Origin of the sequence: Streptomyces sp. NPDC091376 (assembly GCF_044757085.1) — a bacterium.
GTDB classification, from domain to species: domain Bacteria; phylum Actinomycetota; class Actinomycetes; order Streptomycetales; family Streptomycetaceae; genus Streptomyces; species Streptomyces pratisoli.
On record NZ_JBIVUF010000006.1, the window covers coordinates 89,335 to 112,944 of the forward strand.

General features: G+C 68.9%; 24 protein-coding genes and 1 pseudogene. 7 read left to right on the forward strand and 18 right to left on the reverse strand.

Features of this window, described 5'->3' with window-relative positions:
* Positions 1-3: 3 nt before the first annotated feature.
* From ACIQMR_RS14715 to ACIQMR_RS14725, 3 genes are all read right to left on the reverse strand, one after another.
* Positions 4-1,431 (reverse strand): glucose-6-phosphate dehydrogenase, encoded by a 1,428-nt coding sequence (locus tag ACIQMR_RS14715; RefSeq protein WP_401385977.1) that lies wholly within the window; start codon positions 1,429-1,431, stop codon positions 4-6.
* Positions 1,428-3,254 (reverse strand): glycoside hydrolase family 15 protein, encoded by a 1,827-nt coding sequence (locus ACIQMR_RS14720; protein WP_401385980.1) that lies wholly within the window; start codon positions 3,252-3,254, stop codon positions 1,428-1,430. The genes ACIQMR_RS14715 and ACIQMR_RS14720 overlap by 4 nt, the downstream gene beginning before the upstream one ends.
* A 73-nt stretch (positions 3,255-3,327) precedes the next feature.
* The gene (locus ACIQMR_RS14725; RefSeq protein ID WP_401385983.1) at positions 3,328-4,377 is read right to left on the reverse strand and encodes an NAD(P)-dependent alcohol dehydrogenase; all 1,050 of its coding nucleotides are present in this window, start codon (positions 4,375-4,377) and stop codon (positions 3,328-3,330) included.
* Positions 4,378-4,589: 212 nt separating this feature from the next.
* Here ACIQMR_RS14725 and ACIQMR_RS14730 point away from each other — a divergent pair, with 212 nt between their 5' ends.
* Together ACIQMR_RS14730 and ACIQMR_RS14735 are read left to right on the forward strand one after the other, a co-directional pair.
* Positions 4,590-5,636 carry a lactonase family protein gene (locus ACIQMR_RS14730; protein WP_401385986.1) on the forward strand — a complete coding sequence of 349 codons (1,047 nt, stop codon included), beginning with the start codon at positions 4,590-4,592 and terminating at the stop codon, positions 5,634-5,636.
* A gap of 378 nt (positions 5,637-6,014) precedes the next feature.
* Complete coding sequence (locus ACIQMR_RS14735) at positions 6,015-6,575, forward strand: universal stress protein (RefSeq protein ID WP_401385989.1); 561 nt, start codon at positions 6,015-6,017, stop codon at positions 6,573-6,575.
* Between the two features lie 138 nt (positions 6,576-6,713).
* Here ACIQMR_RS14735 and ACIQMR_RS14740 read toward each other — a convergent pair whose 3' ends face one another.
* The 6 genes from ACIQMR_RS14740 to ACIQMR_RS14765 form a co-directional block, all read right to left on the reverse strand.
* Positions 6,714-7,163, reverse strand: a complete 450-nt coding sequence (locus ACIQMR_RS14740) for a hypothetical protein (RefSeq protein ID WP_401385992.1) — start codon at positions 7,161-7,163, stop codon at positions 6,714-6,716.
* Positions 7,160-7,345, reverse strand: coding sequence for a hypothetical protein (locus tag ACIQMR_RS14745; RefSeq protein WP_401385995.1), 186 nt, complete (start codon positions 7,343-7,345; stop codon positions 7,160-7,162). Before ACIQMR_RS14745 ends, ACIQMR_RS14740 begins: the two co-directional genes overlap by 4 nt.
* Positions 7,342-7,467: a hypothetical protein gene (locus ACIQMR_RS14750; protein ID WP_401385998.1), complete on the reverse strand. Its 126-nt coding sequence runs from the start codon at positions 7,465-7,467 to the stop codon at positions 7,342-7,344. Before ACIQMR_RS14750 ends, ACIQMR_RS14745 begins: the two co-directional genes overlap by 4 nt.
* A 360-nt stretch (positions 7,468-7,827) precedes the next feature.
* Positions 7,828-8,319 carry a hypothetical protein gene (locus tag ACIQMR_RS14755; RefSeq protein WP_401386001.1) on the reverse strand — a complete coding sequence of 164 codons (492 nt, stop codon included), beginning with the start codon at positions 8,317-8,319 and terminating at the stop codon, positions 7,828-7,830.
* A gap of 349 nt (positions 8,320-8,668) precedes the next feature.
* Positions 8,669-8,800: a hypothetical protein gene (locus ACIQMR_RS14760; RefSeq protein WP_401386003.1), complete on the reverse strand. Its 132-nt coding sequence runs from the start codon at positions 8,798-8,800 to the stop codon at positions 8,669-8,671.
* Between the two features lie 547 nt (positions 8,801-9,347).
* Positions 9,348-10,697 carry a cytochrome P450 gene (locus ACIQMR_RS14765; protein WP_401386006.1) on the reverse strand — a complete coding sequence of 450 codons (1,350 nt, stop codon included), beginning with the start codon at positions 10,695-10,697 and terminating at the stop codon, positions 9,348-9,350.
* A 335-nt stretch (positions 10,698-11,032) separates the two neighbouring features.
* Here ACIQMR_RS14765 and ACIQMR_RS14770 point away from each other — a divergent pair, with 335 nt between their 5' ends.
* Positions 11,033-12,397, forward strand: coding sequence for a cytochrome P450 (locus ACIQMR_RS14770; RefSeq protein ID WP_401386009.1), 1,365 nt, complete (start codon positions 11,033-11,035; stop codon positions 12,395-12,397).
* A gap of 386 nt (positions 12,398-12,783) precedes the next feature.
* Here the strand turns inward: ACIQMR_RS14770 and ACIQMR_RS14775 are convergent, their stop codons facing one another.
* The 7 genes from ACIQMR_RS14775 to ACIQMR_RS14805 all read right to left on the reverse strand — a co-directional run bounded on the left by ACIQMR_RS14775 (position 12,784) and on the right by ACIQMR_RS14805 (position 18,468).
* Positions 12,784-13,011 carry a hypothetical protein gene (locus ACIQMR_RS14775; RefSeq protein ID WP_401386012.1) on the reverse strand — a complete coding sequence of 76 codons (228 nt, stop codon included), beginning with the start codon at positions 13,009-13,011 and terminating at the stop codon, positions 12,784-12,786.
* Positions 13,012-13,116: 105 nt separating this feature from the next.
* The gene (locus ACIQMR_RS14780) at positions 13,117-14,232 is read right to left on the reverse strand and encodes a selina-4(15),7(11)-diene synthase (RefSeq protein WP_401386015.1); all 1,116 of its coding nucleotides are present in this window, start codon (positions 14,230-14,232) and stop codon (positions 13,117-13,119) included.
* 631 nt (positions 14,233-14,863) lie between these two features.
* A complete protein-coding gene (locus tag ACIQMR_RS14785; protein ID WP_401386018.1) occupies positions 14,864-15,532 on the reverse strand; it encodes a class I SAM-dependent DNA methyltransferase in 669 nt (222 codons plus the stop codon).
* A 299-nt stretch (positions 15,533-15,831) separates the two neighbouring features.
* Positions 15,832-16,683 carry an ABC transporter permease gene (locus tag ACIQMR_RS14790; protein WP_401386021.1) on the reverse strand — a complete coding sequence of 284 codons (852 nt, stop codon included), beginning with the start codon at positions 16,681-16,683 and terminating at the stop codon, positions 15,832-15,834.
* Between the two features lie 11 nt (positions 16,684-16,694).
* Complete coding sequence (locus ACIQMR_RS14795; protein WP_401386024.1) at positions 16,695-17,606, reverse strand: ABC transporter ATP-binding protein; 912 nt, start codon at positions 17,604-17,606, stop codon at positions 16,695-16,697.
* The gene (locus ACIQMR_RS14800; RefSeq protein WP_401386027.1) at positions 17,603-17,956 is read right to left on the reverse strand and encodes a transcriptional regulator; all 354 of its coding nucleotides are present in this window, start codon (positions 17,954-17,956) and stop codon (positions 17,603-17,605) included. Before ACIQMR_RS14800 ends, ACIQMR_RS14795 begins: the two co-directional genes overlap by 4 nt.
* A complete protein-coding gene (locus ACIQMR_RS14805) occupies positions 17,953-18,468 on the reverse strand; it encodes a hypothetical protein (RefSeq protein WP_401386030.1) in 516 nt (171 codons plus the stop codon). The genes ACIQMR_RS14800 and ACIQMR_RS14805 overlap by 4 nt, the downstream gene beginning before the upstream one ends.
* A gap of 284 nt (positions 18,469-18,752) precedes the next feature.
* Between ACIQMR_RS14805 and ACIQMR_RS14810 the strand changes: the two genes are divergently transcribed.
* Both ACIQMR_RS14810 and ACIQMR_RS14815 read left to right on the forward strand, forming a co-directional pair.
* Positions 18,753-19,400: a response regulator gene (locus ACIQMR_RS14810; RefSeq protein ID WP_401386033.1), complete on the forward strand. Its 648-nt coding sequence runs from the start codon at positions 18,753-18,755 to the stop codon at positions 19,398-19,400.
* 166 nt (positions 19,401-19,566) lie between these two features.
* Positions 19,567-20,025 (forward strand): annotated as a pseudogene (locus ACIQMR_RS14815) (GNAT family N-acetyltransferase); the annotation flags it as partial.
* Between the two features lie 29 nt (positions 20,026-20,054).
* On the opposite strand, the gene ACIQMR_RS14820 reads toward ACIQMR_RS14815, so the two are convergent.
* Positions 20,055-20,747 (reverse strand): NAD(P)-dependent oxidoreductase, encoded by a 693-nt coding sequence (locus tag ACIQMR_RS14820; protein WP_401386036.1) that lies wholly within the window; start codon positions 20,745-20,747, stop codon positions 20,055-20,057.
* Positions 20,748-20,823: 76 nt separating this feature from the next.
* On the opposite strand from ACIQMR_RS14820, the gene ACIQMR_RS14825 reads away from it, so the two are divergent.
* Both ACIQMR_RS14825 and ACIQMR_RS14830 read left to right on the forward strand, forming a co-directional pair.
* Positions 20,824-21,456, forward strand: a complete 633-nt coding sequence (locus tag ACIQMR_RS14825; RefSeq protein ID WP_401386039.1) for a TetR/AcrR family transcriptional regulator — start codon at positions 20,824-20,826, stop codon at positions 21,454-21,456.
* 8 nt (positions 21,457-21,464) lie between these two features.
* The gene (locus ACIQMR_RS14830; RefSeq protein ID WP_401386042.1) at positions 21,465-22,544 is read left to right on the forward strand and encodes a hypothetical protein; all 1,080 of its coding nucleotides are present in this window, start codon (positions 21,465-21,467) and stop codon (positions 22,542-22,544) included.
* A 118-nt stretch (positions 22,545-22,662) separates the two neighbouring features.
* Here ACIQMR_RS14830 and ACIQMR_RS14835 read toward each other — a convergent pair whose 3' ends face one another.
* On the reverse strand, positions 22,663-23,490 hold the full coding sequence (locus ACIQMR_RS14835) for an endonuclease I family protein (RefSeq protein WP_401386045.1): 828 nt from the start codon (positions 23,488-23,490) through the stop codon (positions 22,663-22,665).
* Positions 23,491-23,610 lie beyond the last annotated feature (120 nt).

The window sequence follows — 23,610 nt, forward strand, 5'->3', positions numbered from 1 at the left end:
TCCTCAGGCGTCGGCCGGCTTGACCGCGTTCTCGTGCAGCAGGTCGTCCCGCCGCCCGGGGGAGGTGTGGTGCGCGGGCGGCCCGTCCGAGCCGGCCGGATACTCCTCCAGGGGTACCAGGCCCCTCTCCCAGGCGGACAGGACCGGCTCGACCACGCGCCAGGCTTCCTCGGCCTCGTCGCTGCGGATGGACAGTGCGGGGTCGCCGTTGAGGACGTCCAGCAGCAGACGGCCGTAGGCCGGCAGATCGGGGGCATCCATCTCGGCGGTCAGGGAGATCGGGGTGAGGGTCTCGGCACGCGAACCAATCGCTGTCAGGTCCATGCTCAGGCTCTCGGGCTCCAGTCCGAAACGCAGCACGTTGGGCCGGACGTCCTTGTCCTGCCCGAAGGGCAGGTGGGGAACCGAACGGAAGCGGACGGCGACCTCCTTGCGGTCCGTGCCGAGGGCCTTGCCGCTCCGCAGGCGGAACCGGGTGCCTGCCCAGCGCCAGCTGTTCAGTTCCAGCACGATCTCGGCGTAGGTCTCGGTCCGTCGCCGCGCGTCGACACCGTCTTCGTCGACATAGGCGGGCACCTCCTGTCCGCCGACCCGGCCGGACGAGTAGCGGGCGCGGCGCGTGCGGTGTGTGACGTCGTAGTCGGACAGCGGCTGCACCGATCGCAGCACGTCGACCTTCCGGTCGCGCAGGTCCCGCTCGCCGAGGGTGAGCGGCGGCTCCATGGCGACCAGGCACAGCAGTTGCAGCAGGTGGTTCTGCACCATGTCCTTCAGCGCGCCCACGTGGTCGTAGTAGCCGGCCCTCCCTTCAAGGGCGAGGGTCTCGTCCCAGACGATCTCGATCTCGGCGATGTGCGTGCTGTTCCAGATCGGTTCGAGCACCCGGTTGGCGAGCCTGCTGCCGAGGACGTTCTGAACGGTCGTCATGGCCAGGAAGTGGTCGACCCGGAAGACGGCGCGCTCGGGTACAAGATCGGCGAGCAGCCGGTTCAGTTCCTTCGCGCCGGCCAGGTCCTCGCCGAAGGGCTTCTCCAGGACGATGCGGCTGCCCCGGGGCAGCCGCGCCTCGTGCAGCGCGGTCACCGTCGCCGGGAAGAGCGCCGGGGGAAGGGCGAGGTAGACGGCTACGGGGTCCTCACCGGCGACGGCCGCGCTCACGTCCACGGGGTCCATGACATCGGCCCTGCGGTAGTTGGCGGACGCCGTGACGGCTCGGCGGGCGTCGGCCGGGAAGCCGCCGCCGTGGCGTTCGAGCTGAGTTCCGGCCCACTCCCGGTACCGCTCGCCGTCCCAGTCCTCCCGGCTGGCACCGGTCAGGCTGAACCGGTCGTCGATGTGTCCCGCCGCGTGCAGGGCGGCCAGCGCCGGCAGGAGGTAGCGGCCCGTGAGATCGCCCGTCCCGCCGAAGACGACGAGTCGTCGGATGGTCATCGTGAACCGCCCCTTGCCCGTTCCAGGTTGACTCCGCTGGCGATGATCCCGATGTGGCTGAACGCCTGGGGGAAGTTGCCCATGAATGCTCCCGTGGTCGGGTCGATCTGCTCCGACAGCAGCCCCAGGGGGCTCGCTCGCGAGCACAGCGTCGCGTACAGTTCCTCGGCCTCGTCGAGCCGGCCCTGACCGATCAGGTTGTCCACCATCCAGAAGCTGCACAGGACGAACGCTCCCTCGTCGCCCACGAGGCCGTCGGGGTGTTCGTCGTGCAGATAGCGGTACAGCAGACCGTTGCCGGCCGAGAGGCGTTCGGCGACGGCCCGGGTGGTCGCCACCATCCGTGGATGGTCGGCCGGTACGACGTGGCGCAGCGGGAGGTTCAGCAGGCTCGCGTCGACGACGCCGCCGCCGTCGAGGTACACGCTGAGCGTCTGCGCGTCCTCGTCCCAGGACTGCTCCAGGATGAGGTCGCGCAACCGGTCCGCCGCGTCACGCCAGCGGCCGATGTCGCCGGGCAGTCCGAAGCGCTGCGCGATCTGCGCCGCCCGGTCCAGGGCCACCTGGCACAGACCGGCGGAATAGGTGAACGGGCGGCCCTCACTGCGGATCTCCCAGAGGCCCTGGTCCGGCTGGCGCCAGACCTGGCCGGCCGCGTCGGCGAGCCCGGCGAGACTGGCCCACATGGCGGGCTGGATCTCGCCGCCCCTACGCAGCCACTGGTCGGCGCAGTCCAGGATCTCGCCGTACACGTCGTGCTGGCGCTGGTCGGCTGCGCCGTTGCCCCAGCGGACGGGCGAGGAGCCACGGTAGCCCTCCAGCTCCGCGTCCTCGACCTCGTCCGGCACGAGGTCACCGTCGAGGGTGTACATGATGCGTGGACGGCGGCTGCGCTCGAAGGCGTCGAGGACCCAGCCGAGGAAGGCATCGGCCTCGCCGTGGAAGCCGATGCGGCGCAGCGCGAAGACCGCGAAGGCGGCGTCCCGGATCCAGGTGTAGCGGTAATCCCAGTTCCGGATTCCTCCGATGGGCGCGGGCAGGGATGACGTGGGGGCGGCGGCGAGCGAGCCGTTGGCCCAGTCATCGCACATCTTCAAGGTGACCGCGGCACGCCGGACGAGCGGCTCCTGCGGACCGGCGTAGTCGCAGGACCGCATCCATCGCCGCCAGGCGTCTGCCGTCTGGCGCAGCATGGCGTCGGGATCGAAGCGGTGGTGACGGTGGAAGCGTCCCCAGGACAGTACGAGGTCGAGACGGTCTCCCCTCCGCAGTTCGTGTACGGTCCGCAGGCCGCTCAGCGGACGGTTGGAGCGCAGGTGAAGGCGCAGACCGGTCCTGAGGGCGGGCCCCACCTCCAGTCCGCTGTACAGCTGGCGTGTCTGCGCGCCGCCGCGCGGCTCCACCTCCACCTTGAGGCGTACCTCTCCGTCCAGGACCAGTACGGAACGGACGAGTTCCCCACGGCTGGACGGCGCGTCGTCGGACAGATCGGCTCCGGAGCGCAGGACCAGCGCGTCCGTGACGCTCACCAGGCCCGTGTCGCTGCGCAACTCCGTTTGCAGCACGCCGGTGTCGGGCTCGTACCGCTGCCGCGCTTCGCGCAGGCCCTCCGGTGTCACGGTGAAGTGGCCGCCCCTGGTGCGGTCCAGCAGGGCGCAGAACACGGGTTCGGAGTCGAATCGGGGCAGGCACATCCACGGGATGGTGCCGTCGAGGCCGACGAGCGCCGCGGTCGTGCCGTCCCCGATCAGCCCGAGATCCTCGAGCGGCAGGTAACCGTCCGGCCGACGAACCGGCCGGAACGGCGGGTCGGAATCGTGCATACCGTTCGCTCCTGACCGAGTCCTGGACTTCCCGTGTGTAGGTGGCGGGCCGGGGCCGCGCTACCTCGCCTGCCTAAAAGCTCACGAGCACCTTGACGACGTTCTCCAGCTTCTTGTCCGACACTTCGAAGGCGCGCTCCATCTCATCGAAGGAGTACGTGTGTGTCGTCATGGGAGTGGGATCGAGACGGTGCCTCTCCAGAACGCGCAGCAGCCGCTCCATCCGGAGCCGTCCTCCGGGGCAGAGACCGGAGCAGATCGTCTTGTCGGCCATGCCCACGCCCCAGGCGACGCGGGGAATGCTGACGTAGTCACCGGACCCGAAGTAGCCGACGTTGGAGACCGTCCCACCCGGCTTCGTGATCTCGACACCGGTCTTGAACGTGACGTCCGCGCCCAGCGCCTCGATCGCCGTGTCCACACCCTGCCCATCGGTCAGTTCGAGAACGCGCTCCGTCACATCCTCACGGGTGAAGTCGACAATCTCGTCCGCTCCGTAGAAGCGCGCGAGTTCCTGCCTGCTCGGCACGGACTCGACGCCGATGACGAGTCCCGCGCCCAGGAGTCTGGCCCCTGCCGTCGCCATCAGTCCCACAGGACCCTGGGCGAGAACGGCCACAGTTCCGCCCATAGGGATGTTGCCGTGCTCGGCGCCCATGAATCCCGTGGAAAGCATGTCAGCGCAGTACACGGCCGCTTCGTCAGAGATTCCGTCGGGGATTTTCGCGAGGTTGGCGTCGGCATCACCGACGTGGAAGAACTCGGCGAATACGCCGTCCTTCAGGTTCGCGAACTTGAATCCACCAAGCGGTCCACCCGACTGGGACGGATAGCCGTTCTGGGAGGCCAGATCACCCCAGTCCGGAGTAATGGCACCGACGAGCACACGGTCGCCCGGCCGGAAGTCCTTGACGTCGCTGCCTACGGACTCCACGACGCCGACCGCCTCGTGCCCCAGTGTGAGGTCTTCCCGCGGCCCGATGCCTCCCTGCACGGTGTGGGAGTCGGAGGTGCAGATCAGGGCCTTTGTCGTCCGCACCAAGGCGTCGCGGGAGCCGACGTCGGGAATCGGCTTCTCCATGAACGCCACTTTGCCGATGTCCTTCATGACAAATGCCCGCACGGTTTCTTCCTTCTGTCGGCTCTTCCCGATCGGGGGAAGTCGCGGAGCCACCGGTGGACCGGAACGTGCCACCGCTGTCCGCTCACGGCGCGGCAACCGTTCCAGCCTCCTCGAGGCCCACCCCGGCTGCAAGCGGAGAATCGGAAACCGGCGCACCCGGGGAAACGACGAACCGACTCGTCCGCCTGACCGTTCCAATAGGGTGGTGACCCATGAACGGCACAGGTGCCCTGAAGGCTTTCATCGGTTCCTTTACCTCAAAAGGGGGACCGGGGATCGTCCACGCCACGGTGGATCCGCACACCGGAGCCCTGACCGCCGCAGGCATCATCGAGACCGTGCCAGACCCGTCTTATCTGGCTGTCGGGCACAGGGATAGGGGCCCGGTTCTTTACTGCGTGTCCGAAACGGCCCAAGGCGCGGTCGCCGGCTTCGACGTCTCGGGGCCAGTACCCCGGCTGCTCGGCGAGCCCGTCCCGACGGGCGCGGCCGAGCCCACGCACCTCACCGTCCATGAAGACCACCTGATGACGGCGGACTACGGATCAGGCAGCGTCACCCTGCTGCCGCTGGCCGCCGACGGCACCCCACTTGCCCCGAGCAGCGTGCTGCCCCACGAGGGATCCGGGCCGCACCCGGAACGCCAGTTGGCCCCGCACGCCCACCAAGTGCTCCAGGATCCTTCAGGGGACTGGGTGCTGAGCGTCGATCTCGGCACCGACTCGGTACGGGTCTGCTGCCTGGACCCGCACACAGGGCAGCTCACCCTCCACCACGTCATGGACCTTCCACCGGGCACAGGCCCGCGCCACCTCGCCTTCCACCCGCGCGGAGACCACGCATACGTGCTCGGTGAGCTCCGCCCCACTGTCACGGTGTGCCGCTGGAACCCGGCGACCGGAGTGCTGCAGCCGATCGAGGAACGTCCCCTCTTCCCGGACGGCGTCGGCGTTCCTGTGCAGCCCTCCGCCCCCGTCGTCTCCCAGGACAGCCGGCATCTGTGGGCGGCCGTACGCGGCACCGACACCATCGCGGTCCTCTCCCTGGACGAAACCGGTGAGGTGATGCGAGTCGTCACGTCGGTACCGTGCGGAGGCCGCTGGCCGCGCGACCTCGCCCTGCACCCGGCGGGCGCCCACTTGTACGCCGCCAACGAGCGCTCGGGCGACGTCACCTGGTTCGACCTCGACGAGAGTGGGGTGCCACGCCGATCCGGGTCACTCGCCGTGCCGGCAGCGTCCGCCGTCGTCTTCGCGTGACGCGGCTCCGGGGTCCCCGGCGACCAGCACCACCGCGGCTTCCACGTCGACCGCGGCTTCCCTCACATTGTCGGCCGCCTGCTGCTCCAAGAAGTTGCCCAGCTGATGCGCCCAAGGTCTCCCCCCTGAGGTCCCGGCACCTCGGCGACGCCTCCGATCCCCTGCCCCAGCACGGCCGGCGTCGCTGGTCCGCGCCCTGATCCGCCACTGATTCGGAGCGCCGCGCGCCGGCTCAGCTCGATCTGCTTGTCGGCATCGTGCGTCGAACGTGTCGTGTCGAGATGGACGGACACGGCAGGGCCCTCGCCCTCGTACAGAGGCTGAAGAAGCGCAAGATCCAAAATGCTCGGGACGGGCGGCGCTGCCGCCTTCCCACGTGTGTACAACGAACAGGTCGGCACGAAGCTGGAGGTCAAGCTTGTGGCGGCGTCCGTCTCCCCGCGGGCGGCCGTCACCGTCGAGTCGAGGAGTATCCATGGCCGACCAGCGCGAGGACACGGGCCGCACCGCATCGTGGTCAGGGTGGACGGTTCGGACTCATCGAAACAAGCCCTTCGCTGGGCCGTGCGCCAGTCGGAGGCCACTGGTGGTGTGGTGGAGGCAGTGACCGCTTGGGACTTTCCGCAGTTCGACGGCTCGCTCGGCTGGCTGCCCCCGACGAGCGGCGACGAAGCTGCCCTGGAGGCCCGGGCACGCGGCGATCTCACGGAAACCATCTCAGAAGCCGTCGCATCACAGCCGTCGGTGGAGGTACGCGCCGAGGTGCGTTACGGCACCCCGGCCAGTGTGCTCCCAGACGCGGCACACGGCGCGTCCTTGCTTGTGGTCGGCAGCCGAGGTCTCGGGGGCTTCGCGGGGATGCTGTTGGGATCGGTGGCCCAGCACTGTACTCAGAACGCCCCATGCCCGGTCGTCGTCGTCCGTGGCGACGCTCAGTGAGCACCGGACCGTAGAACGCCCCGTCCCGGGGACGACCCGGCTGTGCGTGTGCGCAAACGACGTAGCTGCTGCGACGGCAGCAGGCGGCGGCTCGGCTCCCGCGATCACCGCTGGTCACGGGAGCCGGTGACCGCTACTTCAGCTGTCCTTGCGCAGAACGGGCGTGAACGTGTCGTCGTAGGGGGTGTCCTCGTGCTTCGGTGTCAGCTGCAGCGACAGCATGGTGCGCTCCCCGGTGAAGCGGACGTCGACGGAGGCCTCGTGCTCGCCCAGGTGGAAGTCCGCCGTGGCCGGTCGCTGGGCGGCATCGCCCCAGCGGGCGATCCAGCGCTCGGCGTCGTCCTTCGTGCCGCCGCCGTCCCCGGCGAGCTCGGCCAGGCCGTCGGCGTCACGGGCCTTGAGGCGGGCCAGGACATGCTCAGCGGTGGCGAGGCTGCCTGGGGTGGGACGGCCGGTGACGGTCAGTTCGAGCTCGGCTGTGCCGTCCTTGAAGCGCCCGGGCGTCTTGTCCGTGGAGAAGACATCACAGCCGCCGAGCAGCAGCACAAGTGCTCCGGAGAGCCAGACCGACGTGCGTGCGCGACTCAACTGCGCTTCCCCGGACGGATGATGCTGATGGCACTGAGGTGTTTGTCACCCTTGAACCACTGGTTGAGAGTGGTGTGGGACGTGCGGCCGTGTTGCGCGATGCTGATGTTGCCTCCCTTGGCAGCGGTGACGACACCGGTGTGATTCCACTTCTTGGAGAACCTGTAGTAGCCGAAGATCACGTCGCCCGGCCGGGCATCTCTTCCAGCTCCGCGATATCACGATCTCCCACCACTACCACGATGAGAGTGGTCGGCTCTTCCTCGTACCTCCAACTGGCCGGGTCCTGTACGAGTTCGGACACCTGGCCAGTGGAGACCTCCTCGCCAGAATGTCGGCAGGCCACTCCGAGCCACGGTAGACCTTCTGACCATCCGGCCCCGAGCGTTGTCGCCGTCTTCGAAGACTGCGGCTCCGCCGGGAACTCGAAACCTGAATCCTCCATCCATGGCGGCCGGAGCGTTCTCCCGCCTCATTCCGACACGGTCAAGACCGATCAGGGCCACCTGCTCGGGCGGAAGCATCTCGACCAGCTGCACCGGAATTTCTTGCAGCCGCAGGCACCTTCGCACCCGTGCCTTCACGCAGTGCGGCGCATCCTCCACCTCCGAGCACAAGGGCTGCCGATGCGGAGGAGAGCAGTCTGTTCGTCTGCGCATCGCCATCACGGCTCCACAGCCAACAGCAGGAGAAACCACAGCCCGTGGACTGTGAGTACCGCGATGGCGAACTCCGACGAGAGTTGGACTCTACGGTGAATATCGAGTCCGTCCGGAGCTGGATCGGACGGTGTCAGGTAGGGCTGAACAGCTCGACGAACTCTCTTCGCTGACTGATAGCCGGTCAGCCTCCCTCCGAGGTACGTGGGAACAGCAGCGCTCTTGAGAATCCGGCCGTCCTTCAGCTCCACTCTCAAGCCGTCTGAGGTTGTCAGCCGCTGGATGATCTCGTATGGGACGGAAACGTCCTCCCATTTGTTCCGCAGCAGCATCCTGTCCTCTTCCAGGACCACACCGGCCCGAACCAGCAGCTGACTCGGGTATCCGATGCCCAGGTTCATTGCTAGTCCCAGGAGCGATCGCTGCCACAGCGGCAGCAGCTCTCCGGCGGGCTGGCTGGCAGCAAGGAACAACCCCATGACGAACGAAGCAACCATCGCCGACGCCCCAACGGCGAATTCATCGCCACGCAGCCGACGCAGACCCTCCGACCCCGACCTCACATCTCCCCCCTTGATCCAGTGGAGCGAAAGGCAGCATCACAGATCACACCAGTCCGGCTTGATTGTGGAGATGCCACAGCCCTCGACTCCAAGTGTCGAGCCCACCTTCGGTCGGGCGTGTATGCCGTGTCCCGCTTTCGCATGCCTCCTTGGAGCCGGTACTTCTGCAAACCCCACTTCACTCCGATGTGGGAGACCGTCACGTTCGCCATCTTGCCGAACAGCAGGCCGAGGATGGCACCCTGGGCACTAGCCACGGAGTTGGATCCGGCGTCCGTCGGCCTCAGCGTGGGCCGGTCATACAGATGCTTGGCGTGAAGGTGCGGCTGTTGAGGGTGATGAGGCGGTTGTCCTTGCCGAAGGCGGCGCCGGTTTCGGCGCCGGGGATGGCGATGCCGGCGAGGCTTCCGGTCATGCCGGCCTGGAGAGCCGCGGACGTCACGTGTGTGTGCGAGGTCGCCGATCCTAGATGTGCCGTGTGCGTACGCGACATCCGTGATGGTGCCGGTCTTGTCGTAGCCGGTGGAGCGCCTGATGCCGCCGGGCAGGGTGTCGGGTCTTCTTCCTGCCCGCCGGGAGGACGCCCGGTGTCCGTGATGTTCTTGGGCGGGTCGCCTCATCACGGCCCGGATCGACCCTGGCCCTGGCGGAGGCAGAGATCGCCCTCTCCCCGCTGTTCAGGACCTACTCCGATCTCTCCCTGGCCTCCAGCAACGTGGACCCGCTCGTCTCCATCGCCGTCCAGGGCGTCACCCTGCTGCCCGTTCACCTCGGGATCCGCCGGGGACCGTTCGGCGATGACGCGGAGGCGCGAGCCCTGAGGTAACGCGCTGGCATGGCAGCTCAGGTCCGGGAGCTGCCGTTCCGGGAATCAAAGGATGGGGTGGAGCACTCGTCGGCTCCACCCCACCGTCATGCTTCACCGCTGTGGCGCCCGGACCGTGGTCGGGCGAGCCGTGCGGCTACCGTCCCCGCAGAACCCCCAGGGCACGCCGGACCCGCTGCAGCCACGGCACGCGCGGCGCCGGCTCGGCTTGCCGCGCCGGCTCGGGCTGGGCTACCGCGGCGGGCAGTTCCGCCCCGATGGCGGGAGATGTCTCCGGCGCCTTCACGTCGCCCTCTACGCGGAGCGGGGTGAACCGTACGGGCAGTCGGGCCAGCCGCCGGCTGATCCAGTTGCCGACCACCTCGAGGTCGGTCTCGTGCCCAGCCAGTTCCATGTCAGGCAGGCGCCGGAGGAGTACGTCGATACTGCTGTCGGCGATGGCGCGGCCGATGTCCTGGCCGGGGCACTCGTGGGGGCTGCCGGAGGCGAAGGCCACATGGGAGCGGTTGCCGTGTACCGGCGCGCTGAGGTCGGGCCGGATCTCGGGATCCATGTTGCCTGCGGCCAGGCAGAGCATCACCATGTCCCCCTTCTTGATGTGCTGTTCGCCGAGGCGGGTGTCGCCGGTCGCCCAGCGGTTCGGCAGCACTGCGAGCGGCGGGTGGTCCCAGAGCACCTGCTCCAGAGCGTCCGGCAGGGTCATCGCGCCACCCGAGAGGCTGCCGCGGAAGCGCCGGTCGGTGAGCACCATCCGCAGGGTGCTCGCGAGCAGATTGACGGTGTTCTCCAGGGCGGCGACGAGGGCATGCCGTACGTGCTGCCACACCTCTTCGTCGGTCAGATGCGATTCGTGAGCGATCAGCCAGCTCGTGAAGTCCTCGCCGGGCTGTGCCTTCTTCTCCTCCACCAGCCGGCGAAGGATGTCGACCACGAACTCGTTGCTCTCCTGAGCGTTCGCGCTGCCGCTTACCATGTCGGCGACCGCGCGGCCGAGCGTGAGGGCGTCGTCCTCCCGGATGCCGAACAGGGCACAGATCACCAGTGCCGGCAGCTTCTCGGCGAAGTCCGTCACCAGGTCGGCCTGGCCGCTCGCGCCGAAGCCGTCGATGAGGTGGTTCGCGTAGCGCCTGACGTGACCGCGCATACCTCGACGGTTGAAGCGCTCCAGGCTCTCGGTAACGGCGCTGCGCAGGCGCCCGTGTGCCTCGCCATCGGCGAAGCACACCAGGGGCTGGGGGTAGACCATGGGCAGCAGCGGGGAGTCGGCCGAGAGCCGGCCCTCGCTCATCACCGACCAGTGAGTGGAGTCGGACGAGAAGAGTTTCGGCGCGCGCAGGACTTCCTGAATCTCCCGGTGCCCGAGCACGAGCCAGACGGGTATGTCGCCGTGCACGGCGACGGGCGCCACGGCGCCGAACTCCTTGCGGAGCTGCTCGTACAGGGCGTAGGGCTCTGCCTCGGCTTCGGCCCCGTACAGCTTCCGCAAGCCGCTTTCCCCCTGGGCGTGGGCGGGACACCCCGGAGGCGGGGTCGTTGCAGTGCCTATCGAGTCGTGGTGCGGGGTGGTCACGAAGCCTCCGAAGCAGCGGCGTGGTGGGCAGCTCTCCGATCGCGCGGAGAGTGACTCGGGGTGAGCGACCCGCAGCATACTGACGCCCATTCCGATCCGTACGACGGGCCTCATCAACTCGGGTAGCGTCGACACTATTTGGGTACGGATGATCTTCGTTTGAGGTAGGGGCGGCGACCGCCGACCCGGCGCCGCCGTCGCCCCACCGGGTGCGGCTTGTTGCAGGCAAGACCGCGTAGAGAGGAAGTTCCATGGCAGTTGGGCTGCAGTCGGCCGGCATCCAATCGGTCCCCCGCGCTCCTGGAGCCGTGCCGCTTCTCGGGCACGTCCTGAAGCTGTGGCGGGACCCGTTCGGCTTCCTGGTGTCGCTGCGCCGGCACGGAGACCTGGTCCGCGTGAACCTCGGCACGATGCCCATGTACGTGGCGACGTCGCCGGATGTCATCCACGAAGTGCTGGTCGCACGATCCCGGGACTTCGAGAAGGGGCGGTTCTTCGACCGGCTCCGCCCCCTCGCGGGCAATGGCCTGGCGAACTCGGACGGCGAGATCCACCGCAAGCACAGCCGCCTGATGCGGCCCATGTTCTCCAAGGACCGGATCGCCGGATACTCCGCGGTCATGACCCGCAATGCCCAGACGATCGCCGACTCATGGACACCGGGTCAGCAGATCGACCTGGAACAGGACATGGCCACGTACACCGTCGAGACGCTGGCCGCCAACATGTTCTCCTCCGACATCGGCCTGCCGGCGGTGGAAGCCGTCCGGCGGAACCTGCCGGTCCTGCTGAAGAACCTGCTCATACGCACGGCTTCGCCGACGTTCCTGGACCGGTTGCCGATACCCGCCAACCGGGACTTCGACGCCGCGGCCGCCGAGCTGCGCGAGGTCATCGACCAGGTGGTGGCCACCGCCCGCCAACGCGGTGACACCGGCCGGGACGACCTGCTGTCGCTCCTGCTGGCCGCCCAGGACGAAGAGAGCGGCGAAGGCCTCTCCGACCTTGAAGTCCGCGACCAGCTCAGCACCGTCCTGTTCGCCGGCTCGGAGACCACCGCGGCCGCCCTCACATGGGTCTTCCACGAGCTCGCCACCCGGCCGGACATCGAAGAACAGATCGTCGCGGAGATCAGCAAGGTTGTCGGCGACCGTCCGGTCACCATCACCGACGTGCCGCAGCTGCAGACCATCCGGCGGGTGCTGGACGAGGCGATGCGACTCCACGGCGTCACCCTCCTGATGCGCCGCACCACCACTTCGGTCGAACTCGCCGGCGTCACCCTGCCGGCCGGCACGGAGGTCGCGTTCAGCCTCTACGCCCTCCACCGGGACCCGGAGCGGTTCGAGAACCCCGACACCTTCGACCCCGACCGCTGGCTCCCCGAGCGCCAGCAGGCCGCCGGCATCGGCCGTAAGGAGTTCATCCCCTTCGGATCCGGCAACCACAAGTGCATCGCAGACGCCTTCGTGTGGGCAGAAGCAACCATCGCGATCGCCACTCTCCTCGCCAAGTGGCAGCTGGCGCCCGTGCCAGGTCACACACCCAAGCAGGTGGTCTCGGCAGTCCCGCGCCCCGACCGCGTCCCCATGGCCGTCACCCCTCGCCGCACCTGACCGGCTCCCGCGGGTGCTGCGCCGGTCCCGGCCGAGCGGCCGCACAGGTACGAGACCAGGGCCGCGTGTGGCCCGAACACATGCCAGGCGACAACTGTGACATCGACTGATGCGTGTTGCGCCTGTCGGCAGCGAGCGACGTTCGCTGCCGACAGGCGGTCCGCGACTCGGCTCGCCGTTGCGGTTCACCGGAGTTGACGACCCGCAGTTCCGGACGGATCCGCCGTGGGACACTGCGACCCGAGCCTGAGTTCGCGAGGGAGCGGACCGCGGCCGCTTCGAAGCGGCTGACGAAGGCGGTGGCGCGCAAGGTGATCAGCGCCCTGGTCGGGCCTGGCGCTCTGCCCCTCTCCGGGCGGCCGATGTGGTCCTGCGCAGTCCCCTGTTCAGCCTTTCCTGAGTGCGGCGAGGTCCTGGTTCTGATCGCTGGGCTCGTCTCGCATGACGGCGTCGAGGGGGCTCGTGGACTCGTAGGCGCGCTCATGGAGCGTCTCGATGTCCGTGGTGGAGGTGCCGGCGTGGCGCTCGCGGATCCGCTCTTCCAGCTCCTGGCGCTCGACGCGGTTCAGGGCTCGCTGAGGTACCACCCGGTCGAGGGGGTTGCGAGCCGTCACACCCTTTCGTCTTCGTCACGTGCTTCCAGGCAGGGACGGGCCCGTCCGCCCTGCCTGGCCTGATCGCCCGTGATCGTGACGTTGCGATCGGAGTGAGGGCGCTTCCTATCCCAGCACGGACTCCCGTGCCCGCGGAACCCGGGACTCGTCCAGGACTGCAGAGGCAGGTATCAGGCTCCACCACCAGGAGATCGAGGGGATGTCCAACGGGTCCGAGCTGTCGTCGACCGGCTTGTCGGTAAACACCGAAGGCAGGCAGGCCGGGTCGTCGGGGGTGGTGTATCGCAGGGAGGTGATGCTCCAGTCCTGGGTCGCCCGGATGAAGTGGGAGAGGTTGCTCAGGTACGTCCGTAGCTGCGGGCTGCCCTCGGCCTCCAGCCTTGCGCGCAGGCGCAGGAAGAGGGACATCACTCGGTCCCGCTGGGCGATGGCTATGGGCAGCGCCTCGTCGGGGCTGATGCCGTGCGCGTGCGTCAGCACCCGGATGACGTTGAGGTAGTACCCCGAGCTGCGGCTTTCCTTGTGGTACGAGCAGATGTCGTTGTCCCACGTGGTGATGAAGGACGTCATCTCGCCGGCTGCCCGTACCGCCTTGCTGTCGCGCTCGTGGGGCTGCAGTTCGAAGCCGTTGCCCATCTCCAGGAAGGGCTGCACCACGGTGGTGGCGCCGTCGTAGATGCGCATGTGGGCGTAGTCGCTCAAGCCGGGAACCTCGTTCTTGGCGCGGAACTTCGCCTCCCAGACCACACCGAAGAAGTATTCGCTCAAGGTGGCGACCCACCGCCCGGTCTGCAGGGCGGTGCCGTAGCGGGACACCCTCCGTGTCAGGTCCCGCAGGCCCTCGGCGAGAGGGTCGCCGATGAGCATGGGTACCTCGGGATTCTGCGCGATACGCAGCAGCCGCAGCAGAGCTTCGGTCAGCTCCCCGGGCTTGTCCCCGAGGTCGCCTTCCTCGCAGTAGCCGTCGTCGACCCCGAAGAGCCACAGGCAGAAGTCGGACAGGAGGGAGACGACCTCTTCATCTCCCTCGGGGAGGATCATCGAGGCGAACTTCCCGAGGTCCTGGCGGGTGAGACGACTGCGCCATTCCTCGGAGCCGATGTCGAACTCGTCGGCCCACGCCGCGGTCCGTGCGTCAATGGCTGCGTGGCGTGGGTGCACGGCGGGTGGTATCGGAGCGTACAGCGGCGGAACTGCCAGTGCAGACCTCACTCTGGACATCCCTTCGATTGTCGGCGCACACAGAACTCGGCGCGGGGTCGTATGGACGATGACCGAAACCCCACGCCGAGTGATCAACTAGCGCATCGTACTGACCGGAATAGCGCGCTCCAAGACCGCCTTGATGGCGGGAAGTTGGCACCCCGAGGCGCTGAACACGGTTTCCGGCAAAGGCCTGTCAGCGGCCTCAGCCCCTTCCGAACTGAGGGCGGAGGGCAACCAGCGCAGGTCAGCCGTGAGCCAGTAGGGTCCTTCAGGCCGTCAGCAACACGCCCCGGCCGGTGGCGGCAAGTTCATTCACGGCCTCCTTCGGGAGCAGAGAAGAGTTCGGCCACGAACTTCCGCAGCGTCACTCACCGACGGGCGCTTGCCCGGTAGGTCCGCATCGTCCCGATATTGCAGATCAGGCGTCGCAGCGAGGGCAGTGGGCACGTGACTCCGAGTGTCCGTTGCTCACGACCCCGGGAGCGAAGCGGGCCGTCGGTGGGGGCCGAGGGTGGCGAACCGCCGGCCGTACGCGGGGAAACGATCTTGACCGCTGTCAGGCCCCGGGTATCCGCACGGAAACCGCGGTAGGCGTCGCACGATGGCTCTCGAAACGGGATCCTGTGCCGCTTCAGGTCCTTGGTCCTCAGCAGGGGCGCTTGGCCATGACCACCAGACCCGGCCCGCTGTACTCCTCAGGGGGAAGCCGGAGTTCGGCGACCGTGTGCAGGCCGGCCCGCTCGATCAGGTCCACGAGTTGTTCCGGTCGCCATTTGTGTGTCGTCCACCGAACAGGTACGCCCCCGTAGGCCTCGGTACGCACCGCGTCTTCATCACCGACGTGTGTCGCGGTGATGAAGTGCCCGCCCGGCTTCAACGCGTGCGCGAACAGGGCGAGAACCTGGGGAAGGACGTCACGAGGGAGGTTGAACAGTGACCACCACCCGAGCACACCGCCGAGGGACGCTTCACCAAGGTCGAGGTCCGTGGCGGAGGCGACACTGAAGCGGCAGTGCGGATGAAGACGGCGCGCGTTCTCGATCATGCGGGGAGAGAGATCCACCCCGGACACGTCGAGTCCGCGTTCGGCGAGGTAGGCGGTCACCGTTCCGGGGCCGCAGCCGACGTCGAGGACAGGCCCAAGCTCTCTGACCGTGTCGGCGAAGGCGTCGATCGATGCTCTGAGCCATGGATGGCGACGGATGTCGACGACCCCCGTCGTCACCACCATGTCGGCGTAGTTGTCGGCCACGCGGTCATAGGACTCACGAACCACCTCGAGATCGGCCGGGCGGTCAATAGGGTGTGGGCGCATCAGCCAACAATAGGACCGTGCTGCGGACTTGAGACTTGCAGGACGGTGGACGCCGAGCCGTGCGTCACGGCCCGGCTGTCCTCGTGAGGGCGCTGACGCGCTTCTCGTACTCACGGCGGGCTTTTCGCTGCGCCGGGACCGCCGGGACCGCCGGGACCGCTGGGACCGCTGGGGCCCGCCGAGACACCCACCCTGCGCGCGCCGCTGGTCCGCCGACCGAGTTGATCTCGACTCCTGCAGCTCGGGTGCCTTACGGCGGGCGATGGTCGCCGAAGCACACGGCCACCACACACACGAGCCTACGTGGGCAATGCACCGCTCTGTGCTGCCTTGCGGTGCCGGGCGGACAGGCGGGAGCCGGACTCGCGGCGGGCGGCGCGGCGCAGGAGGGGCACCGCGAGGAGGAATCCGAGGATCGCCCAGGCTGTCAGGACGAGGGCGACCATGGGCAGTTCCCAGGAGCCGGCCACCTCGGCGGCCCGTGCAGAGTCGGGCAGCAGCGCCGAACGCAGGCCCTGCGCCATCCATTTGAGTGGGAAGACCGCGGCCACCTGCTGGACCGGCACGGGCAGAGAGGTGATCGGGAACACGGTCCCGGAGATGATCAGAAGCCCCATCGTCGGGAGCATGATCAGCGCCAGCGCCTCGCGGGGGTTGGGCAGTACCGCCCCTATGGCCGCGCCCAGCGGTACGACGGCGAGCAGCCCGAGCGTCGTGACCCACAGCAGCGTCAGCCAGTCGGCCGGCCCGTGCGGCAGTGGCCCGTCCACCAACAGTGCCGCGGCAGCCAGGAGCAGGGCCACGGTGCCGACCGCCACGACGACCACCAGCAGGCACTTGGCGACGAGGTAGGCCGGTATCCCGCCGGGCGTGGCGCGCAGCCGCAGCAGGGCGCCCTCCTCCCTCTCGGTCACGAGCGTCTGCGGGAGGTTGATCAGTCCGATCTGGAACAGCAGGTAGGCGGCGAAGCCCGCCAGCACCAGGTGAGCCATCGGGGTCTGGGTGCCGGGCACGTCGTCGCTGATGTAAGCGGCGACGAGCAGCGCGACGACCACGTTGGTCAGGTGGCCGAACATCTCCTTGCCGTTGCGCACGAGATGCCGCAACTCGATGCCCCCGCGCTGGAGCCCGGCGCGCCAAGTGTTCGTCATGGGTGTGCTTCTCATGCGGCTTGTGTCTCCCCGTCCGCGTTCCTGTGTGTTCCGTCGGCTTCCCGATGCACCATGTGCAGGTATGTGTCCTCCAGCGTCGGGCGGCGGACCTCCAGGCCGGCGATCGGGCCGTCCGCCTGCCGGTGGAGCTCCCAGACCAGTCGTGAGGGGTCCTCGGTGCGTTCGCGGCGGGATGTCCCGTCGTCGGCCGTCCAGCGGACCTCGGCGTGGGCGGCGGCCCGCCGGGCCAGTTCCGCGGGTGTGCCGCAGGCCCGGATCCGGCCGCCGACCAGCATGGCGATCCGGTCGGCGAGCCGCTCGGCCTCCGCGAGGTCGTGGGTGGTGAGCAGGACGGTGACGCCCTCGTCGCGGGCCAGCCGTTCGACCAGGACGTGGAACTCGTGCCGCGCCTCCGGGTCGAAACCGGTGGTCGGCTCGTCCAGGAAGAGGAGTTCGGGGCGGCCGACGATGCCGAGTGCGACGTCCAGCCGCCGGCGCTGGCCGCCGGACAGCCGCTGCACCTGCCGGTCGGCATGGTCGGTGAGGCCGACCAAGGCCAGCAGCTCGGCCGGGTCACGCGGTTCGGGGTAGTACGTGGCGAAGTGTGTCAGCAGCTCGGCCACCCGCCAGCGGCTGTGGTCGCGCCAGGACTGCAGGACCAGCCCGATCCGGCCGCGCCACGCGTCGTCGCTGCGCTCCGGGTCCGTACCGAGGACACTCACCTCCCCGGCGGAACGCCGCCGGAAGCCCTCCAGGATCTCGACGGTCGTGGTCTTGCCGGCGCCGTTGGGTCCGAGCAGCGCGAAGACTTCGCCGCGGTGGATGTCCAGGTCGACACCGTGGAGGACGTCGATGTCGCCGTACGTCATCGTCACGTCGCGCGCGTGGACGACGGGCTGGGCGGATGTGTGCTTCTGCGTCATCGTCCTGTCCCCGAGTGGTGTGGCTGTCGTTGTGGTGTTTCGGTCGCCGCCGTAGAACCTGCGCCCTCGACGATCGCCCGGAGCGCCGCCACGTGCCCGTCGAAGGCGGTGCGGCCGCGGTCCGTCAGCCTCACCCTGGTGCGCCGCTTGCGGCCGCCGCCCTCTTTGTGGAGCTCCAGATAGCCGGCCTCCTCAAGGGTGTGCAGCTGCTTGGAGAGCGCGGAGTCGCTGAGCGAAAGACTGTCGCGGACGAACGCGAAGTCCGCCCATTCGGTGGCGGCGAGCAGCGCGACCACCGACAGCCGGGTGGCGGGGTGGATCAGCTCGTCGAAGCCGGCAGGGGTGCTCATCGCTCCACCCCCGCTGCTCCCGTCTCCAGCGCCTGTGTGCCCCGGCCCCGTACCGACCCGGCCGCCCAGCGGTTCGTCGGCCCGACGAACAGCAGGAACACCGCCGCCGAGACCGTGGCCTGGATCAAACTGCCGGACATCGGTTCCAGAGAATCGACCAGACGGCCGGACAGCAGGGTCGTCCCGCCGGTCACCACCGCCCCCGCGACGAAGGTGACGACCATCCGCCGGGTGCACCGGGTGTGGTGCAGGCGCACCCGGCTCCGGCGGTTGTGGAGCACGGCCAGCACGCTCAGCAGCGCGATGTACGCGGCGAGGAACAGCCCCACGCCCCACCCGGGCAGGTCCAGTCCCAGACCTGCCAGGAAGAGCCACATGAGCGCGGCCGTGGCCCAGGTGGTGCCCGAGCTGCCCGCAGCGGACCGCTCGACCTCGTCGTACACCCGCTCCTGCGGCACTCTGATGCGCTGCAGGTCTCTCCATGCCTGTTCGGCATCCACCGGCGTGCTCACGGCTGGTGCTCCCCTCCCCGCTTTGCTTTCCCAGGAGGAAAGTTACCTTTGGCTTTCCGGATAGGCAAGTCAGCCGTTCGCCGGAGCGCGCACCGACGGGAACGGGAAGAGGACCAGCAATCGGGGCCCATCAACTACCGTGCTTGGTGTACGTGGGACAGCGCATTCGGTCGGGTCCGGAGCAGCCGCAGCACCGGACTCGCGGACCGGGTCACGGCGCTCGACGGCCGGATGCGGGTGTCGAGCCCGGTGGGTGGTCCCACCCTGCTGCATGTGGAGGTTCCGTGTCGCTTCGCCTGATCGTGGCCGAGGACGCCGTCCTGTTGCGCGAGGGCCTGGTCGGGCTGCTCGAGCGGGTCGGCCATGAGGTGGTGGCGGCGGTAGGGGACGCCGACGCGCTGGTCGAGGCCGTACGAGCCGAGCGGCCGGACCTGATCGTCACCGACGTACGGATGCCGCCGTCGCTCAGGGACGACGGGCTGCGGTCCGCGGTGAAGCTGCGCGAGGAGTTCCCCCGGCTGCCCGTACTCGTGCTGAGCCAGTACGTGGAGCGCTCCTACGCACTGCGCCTGCTGGACTCGGGCGGCGGGGCCGGGGTGGGCTACCTGCTGAAGGAACGGGTGGGTGCGGTGGCGGACTTCACGGCCGCGATCGAGCGGGTCGCTACCGGCGGGACGGTGGTGGACCCGGAAGTGATCCACCAACTGGTCCGGCTGCGCCAGGATCCGCTGGAGCGGCTGAGCGCCCGGGAGCGCGAGGTGCTCGCGCTCATCGCGGAGGGCCGCTCCAACGGCAGCCTCGCGGCGCACCTGTTCATCAGCGAGGCGGCCGTCAACAAGCACATCGGCAACATCTTCAACAAGCTGGACCTGCCGGTGGACACCGACGGCCACCGGCGGGTGCTGGCGGTCCTCGCCTTCCTGCGGGCATGACGTGAAACCCCGCCCTTCCGGTGTCCGGGAGGGCGGGCAGGCCAGGCAGCCCCGCGCACTGTGGTCGCATGGGTTCACCGGCTCGTTCTGGCCCGCGCATCGCGGAGAAGCCGGATGCGGAGAACTCGGATGCGGCCGCATCGTGCGTCTGCGAGCATGCGTCGCTGTGGAGATCAACAACTTTGCCGTCCGCCGTGCGGCCGACTCCGACGCCGCCGCGGTGGCCGAGGTGTGGCTGCGTTCGTTCAAGGCGGCACTTCCGGGCGTGCGCCGGGCGCATACGGACGATCAGGTCCGGTCTTGGCTCCGGGAGGTGGTCGTGCCCGGCCAGGAGACGTGGGTGGTGACGGTCGACGACGCGGTGGCCGGGATGATGGTGCTGGACGGCGAAGACCTGGACCAGCTCTATCTCGATCCGGCCTGGCAGGGCCAAGGCATCGGCGACCGCCTCGTGCGCCTGGCGAAGCAGCGCCGTCCGGCCGGCTTGACGCTGTGGACGTTCCAGGTCAACGAGTCGGCACGTCGCTTCTACGAGCGGCACGGCTTCGTCGCTGCCGAGTGCACCGACGGTCACCGCAACGAAGAACGTGAGCCGGACGTCCGGTACGTATGGCGCCCCGGGAAGGAAGGCCGGGAGTTGGAAGGTCGCGCGGCTCACTTCTTCTTCACGCCCTCGTTCCAGATCAGCTTGGCGATGTTCGGCTTCACGGCCGTGGTGATGACGCCCATGGCCGTACGGACGTACCGCCGCTGCGTCAATTCGCTCAGCATGCTCGCGGCGAGATCGGCACGGGCGGTGAAGACGCCGTCGGCGCTGGTCTCGGCGGTGTGGTAGTCCGTGACGACGGGGTGCTCGAAGAGGCCCGAGGGCCGCACGAGGGTCCAGTCGAGGCCCGTCCGACGGATCACGGCCTCCATGCGGCGCATGTCCTCGTGGAGGGTGCGACCGAGACGACGGTTCACCAGCGGGTCGAGCACATGATTGAAGAAGTGCGCGCCGGTCGGGCGCCAGTTCGGGTCGGCGATGCTGGAGCTGACGGCGAGCAGCCGCTTGATGCCGTGGCGGGCCATGGCCTCGGTGATGACGGTGGCGCTCGCCGAGTACGTGGTGATGGTCTCCTTGCTGAAGCGCGCGCCCAGCGCGGAGAGGACGGCGTCCGTCCCGCCGATCGCGGCGTCGACAGCCGCCGGGTCGGTGGCGTCGGCCTCGGCCACGGCAAGGCCGGGCCGCGCGGCCAGGGAGCCGGGTCTGCGGGTCACGGCGACGACCTCGTGGCCGGCGGCCAGAGCTTGGTCGGTGAGGCGGCGGCCGGTCGGTCCGTTGGCGCCGAAGACTGAGATACGCATGGTGTCGGGTCATCCCTTCATGTGGTTCCCGGAACGCCCTTGACTGTGCTGCTCACCGAACGCAGGCTCAACGCTGATGAATAACGCCGCCCCTGCCCCCGCCCGCAGCCGAGGCCGCCCCCGCGGCAACCCGCCGACCCGCGAGTCGATCGTCTCGGCCGCCCGTTCACTGTTCCTGGAGCACGGCTACCGGAACACCACCCTGCGCGCGGTGGCCGGGGCCGCCGGGGTCGACCCGGCGCTGATCGCGTACCACTTCGGCTCGAAGAAGGGCCTGTTCGGGGACGTGATGCAGTTCCAGTGCGCCAATGCGCTGGCAGTGGACGACGTCCTCGGCGGCGACCCGGCCACCCTCCCCGAGCGCCTGATCGACGCGGTGACCGACCTGTGGGAGGACGCCGGCTTCCAGCAGCTCACCACCCAGGGCGACGAGGCCGCCGAGGTGATCCGCGAATACCTGGAACGCGAGCTGCTGGCCCCGCTTGTTGAATTTCTCGGCGGCCGGGACGCGACCGCCCGCGCCACGGCCGTGGTGACGATCCTCGGCGGCCTCATCTACACCCGCTACCTCAACCCGCTCCCCACTCCGGCCGCTCTCACCCCGTCCGCGATCCGGCACATCCTCACCCCGGCGCTGCGCGCGGCACTGGCCCCGAGGCCGCGCACGGCGGCGCCCTCGACCCGTTCGACCTCGCCGAACAGCTTCTGATGACTCGCATGACCCGCACCACGCCGGCGCGCCCTGTCGACATCGAGGCGGTCTTCCCCGCACTCGCCGCCCACCGGCGGACCGCTACCCGGCTGCACCCGCGACCTGGTGCGCCCAAGACGGAGGAGAGTTCGCTCGCCGGGCCGCTGCTGTGGCCGGCCGACGAACCGTGGCCGCTCTGCACCGCGGTCCACCCCAAGGGCACGGGCCACCGCCTGTCCCACGTGCACCTGCGGCGACGCATGCAGGACGGGGCCCGAGGACGGGACTACACCGACGAGGAGCAGCTGCTCCTGGAGGGCATGACGTCGGGACTTCACGTCCCGGATCTGGGTGACGCCGACCCGTTGCCGCTTCTTGCCGTGGCCCAGCTCTACACACGGGATGTGCCGGACCTCGTCGGGCCCGACGGATGCGACCTGCTCCAGGTGTTCTGGTGCCCCTTCGAGGTACACGGCCCGGATCGCACGATCGACGTGGTCCTCAAGTGGCGGCGGGCAGGGGATGTCGGCACCGCACTGACGCCGCAGCCCGAACCGCCGGTCGTGGGCCGCGAGGAGTGCGTCCCGTCCACGTGTGTCCTCCACCCGGAGCAGGTCGTGGAGCACGAGTACCTCGGCCTGCTGGGTGAGGACCTCCAGGAGGAGATCGCCGAGTGGGAGGAGAACCTCCTGGACGAGGAGGACGGCGAGGACCCCAACGCCCCCTCGGCGCAGGCGAGTTACGCCACCTACGAGGAGTACGAAGCGGCGATGGCCGCCGCCCGCGCCGAGGAACCGGACGAGATCGACTACATGAGCGATCCGTCCGTCGCCCCTGGCTGGAAGGTCGGCGGCTACGCCTCCTGGCACCTGACCGGCCCCGCCCCCGTCGACTGCGCCCGGTGCGGGACCCCGATGCCGCCGCTGCTCACCGTCGACACATGGGAGTGCGACGGCAGCTCACGAAGCTGGCTGCCCGTCGAGGACCGCGCCGGCGAGGACCCGGGAGTCATCGATCCCGTCGGTGTCTATCTCGGCCGCGGCCAGATGCGCGTCCACACCTGCCCGGCCGATCCGACGCACCCGCACCGTCTCGGCTTCCAGTGAGCCCCGTCGAGTCCGCGTCTCCGAGGCGGAGCCCGCTTTGAACGCGGTCGGCCGTCGAGCAATCCGGACTGCCCCCGAGCCGAGATGGCGTCGGGGGCCGGTCCCGGAGTGCTGGAGGCTACTTCCAGATCTCGTTGGCCCATTCGGGGTGGTCGATGAATGGGTTGCGGTTCTTCTGGATGCTGAAGATCTTGTCGTTGCGGGTCTTCTCGAAGGTGTCCGGTGGGTCCTGGTCGTTCCACTGCTTGAGGACGGACAGGCGTCCCATGGCCGGCGCGGAGCCGTTGTCGACCTGGTCGTTGGGTTCGAGGTCGGGGAAGCCGTCGGCGCCTTCGTAGCGGACGGCCATGTAGAGGATCATGCGGGCGACGTCGCCCTTGACCTCGTCGCGGGGCTCGAACGAGTCGCCGTCCGCGCGGCTGCCGGGGGCTTCGTCGACCTCTTCGCCACCGTTGTCGAAGTCGAGGTTGCCGCGTATGGAGTTGACCGTCACGTCCTCCGGCCGGAGGTGGTGGATGTCGGTCCCGGGGCCGGTCGCGGTGCCGAAGTCGCCGTGAGACTTGGCCCAGACGTGTTCGCGGTTCCAGTCGTCCGCGTCGCCGCCGTGGGCGTCTTTCGACTGCGACCGGCCGGAGTAGACGAGAAGGACGTTGGACGCGTTGTCCGGGTCCTCGTCGGTGGTCTTGAGCGCGTCCCAGACCTCGTCGTAGGACAGCTTCGTCTGCTCGCTGATGATCGAGTTGAGTGCGGTCTTCAGCTCTTCGCCGGTCTTGCCGACGGCTCCCTCGTAGTACGTGTCGTCCAGCGGCGCGGCCACCGGCGGGAGTTCGGGTGGGGTGGAGGGGTTGCCGGTGGCGAAGGCCGCTGCGGGCAGGGCGACAGCGCCTGCGGCGACGACGGCCAGGACGGGCCGGCGCCAGGGGCGGCGCTGACGGTGAGTGGACATGGTGTGGGGGGTGTCCTCTCGCTCGGAGCAGGCACGAGCACCCGGGGCACGGCTATCAGCCGGACCTTGGGGTGTGCCTGACAGACGGGTGATGACAGGGAGTTCAAGCCAAGGAGCTTG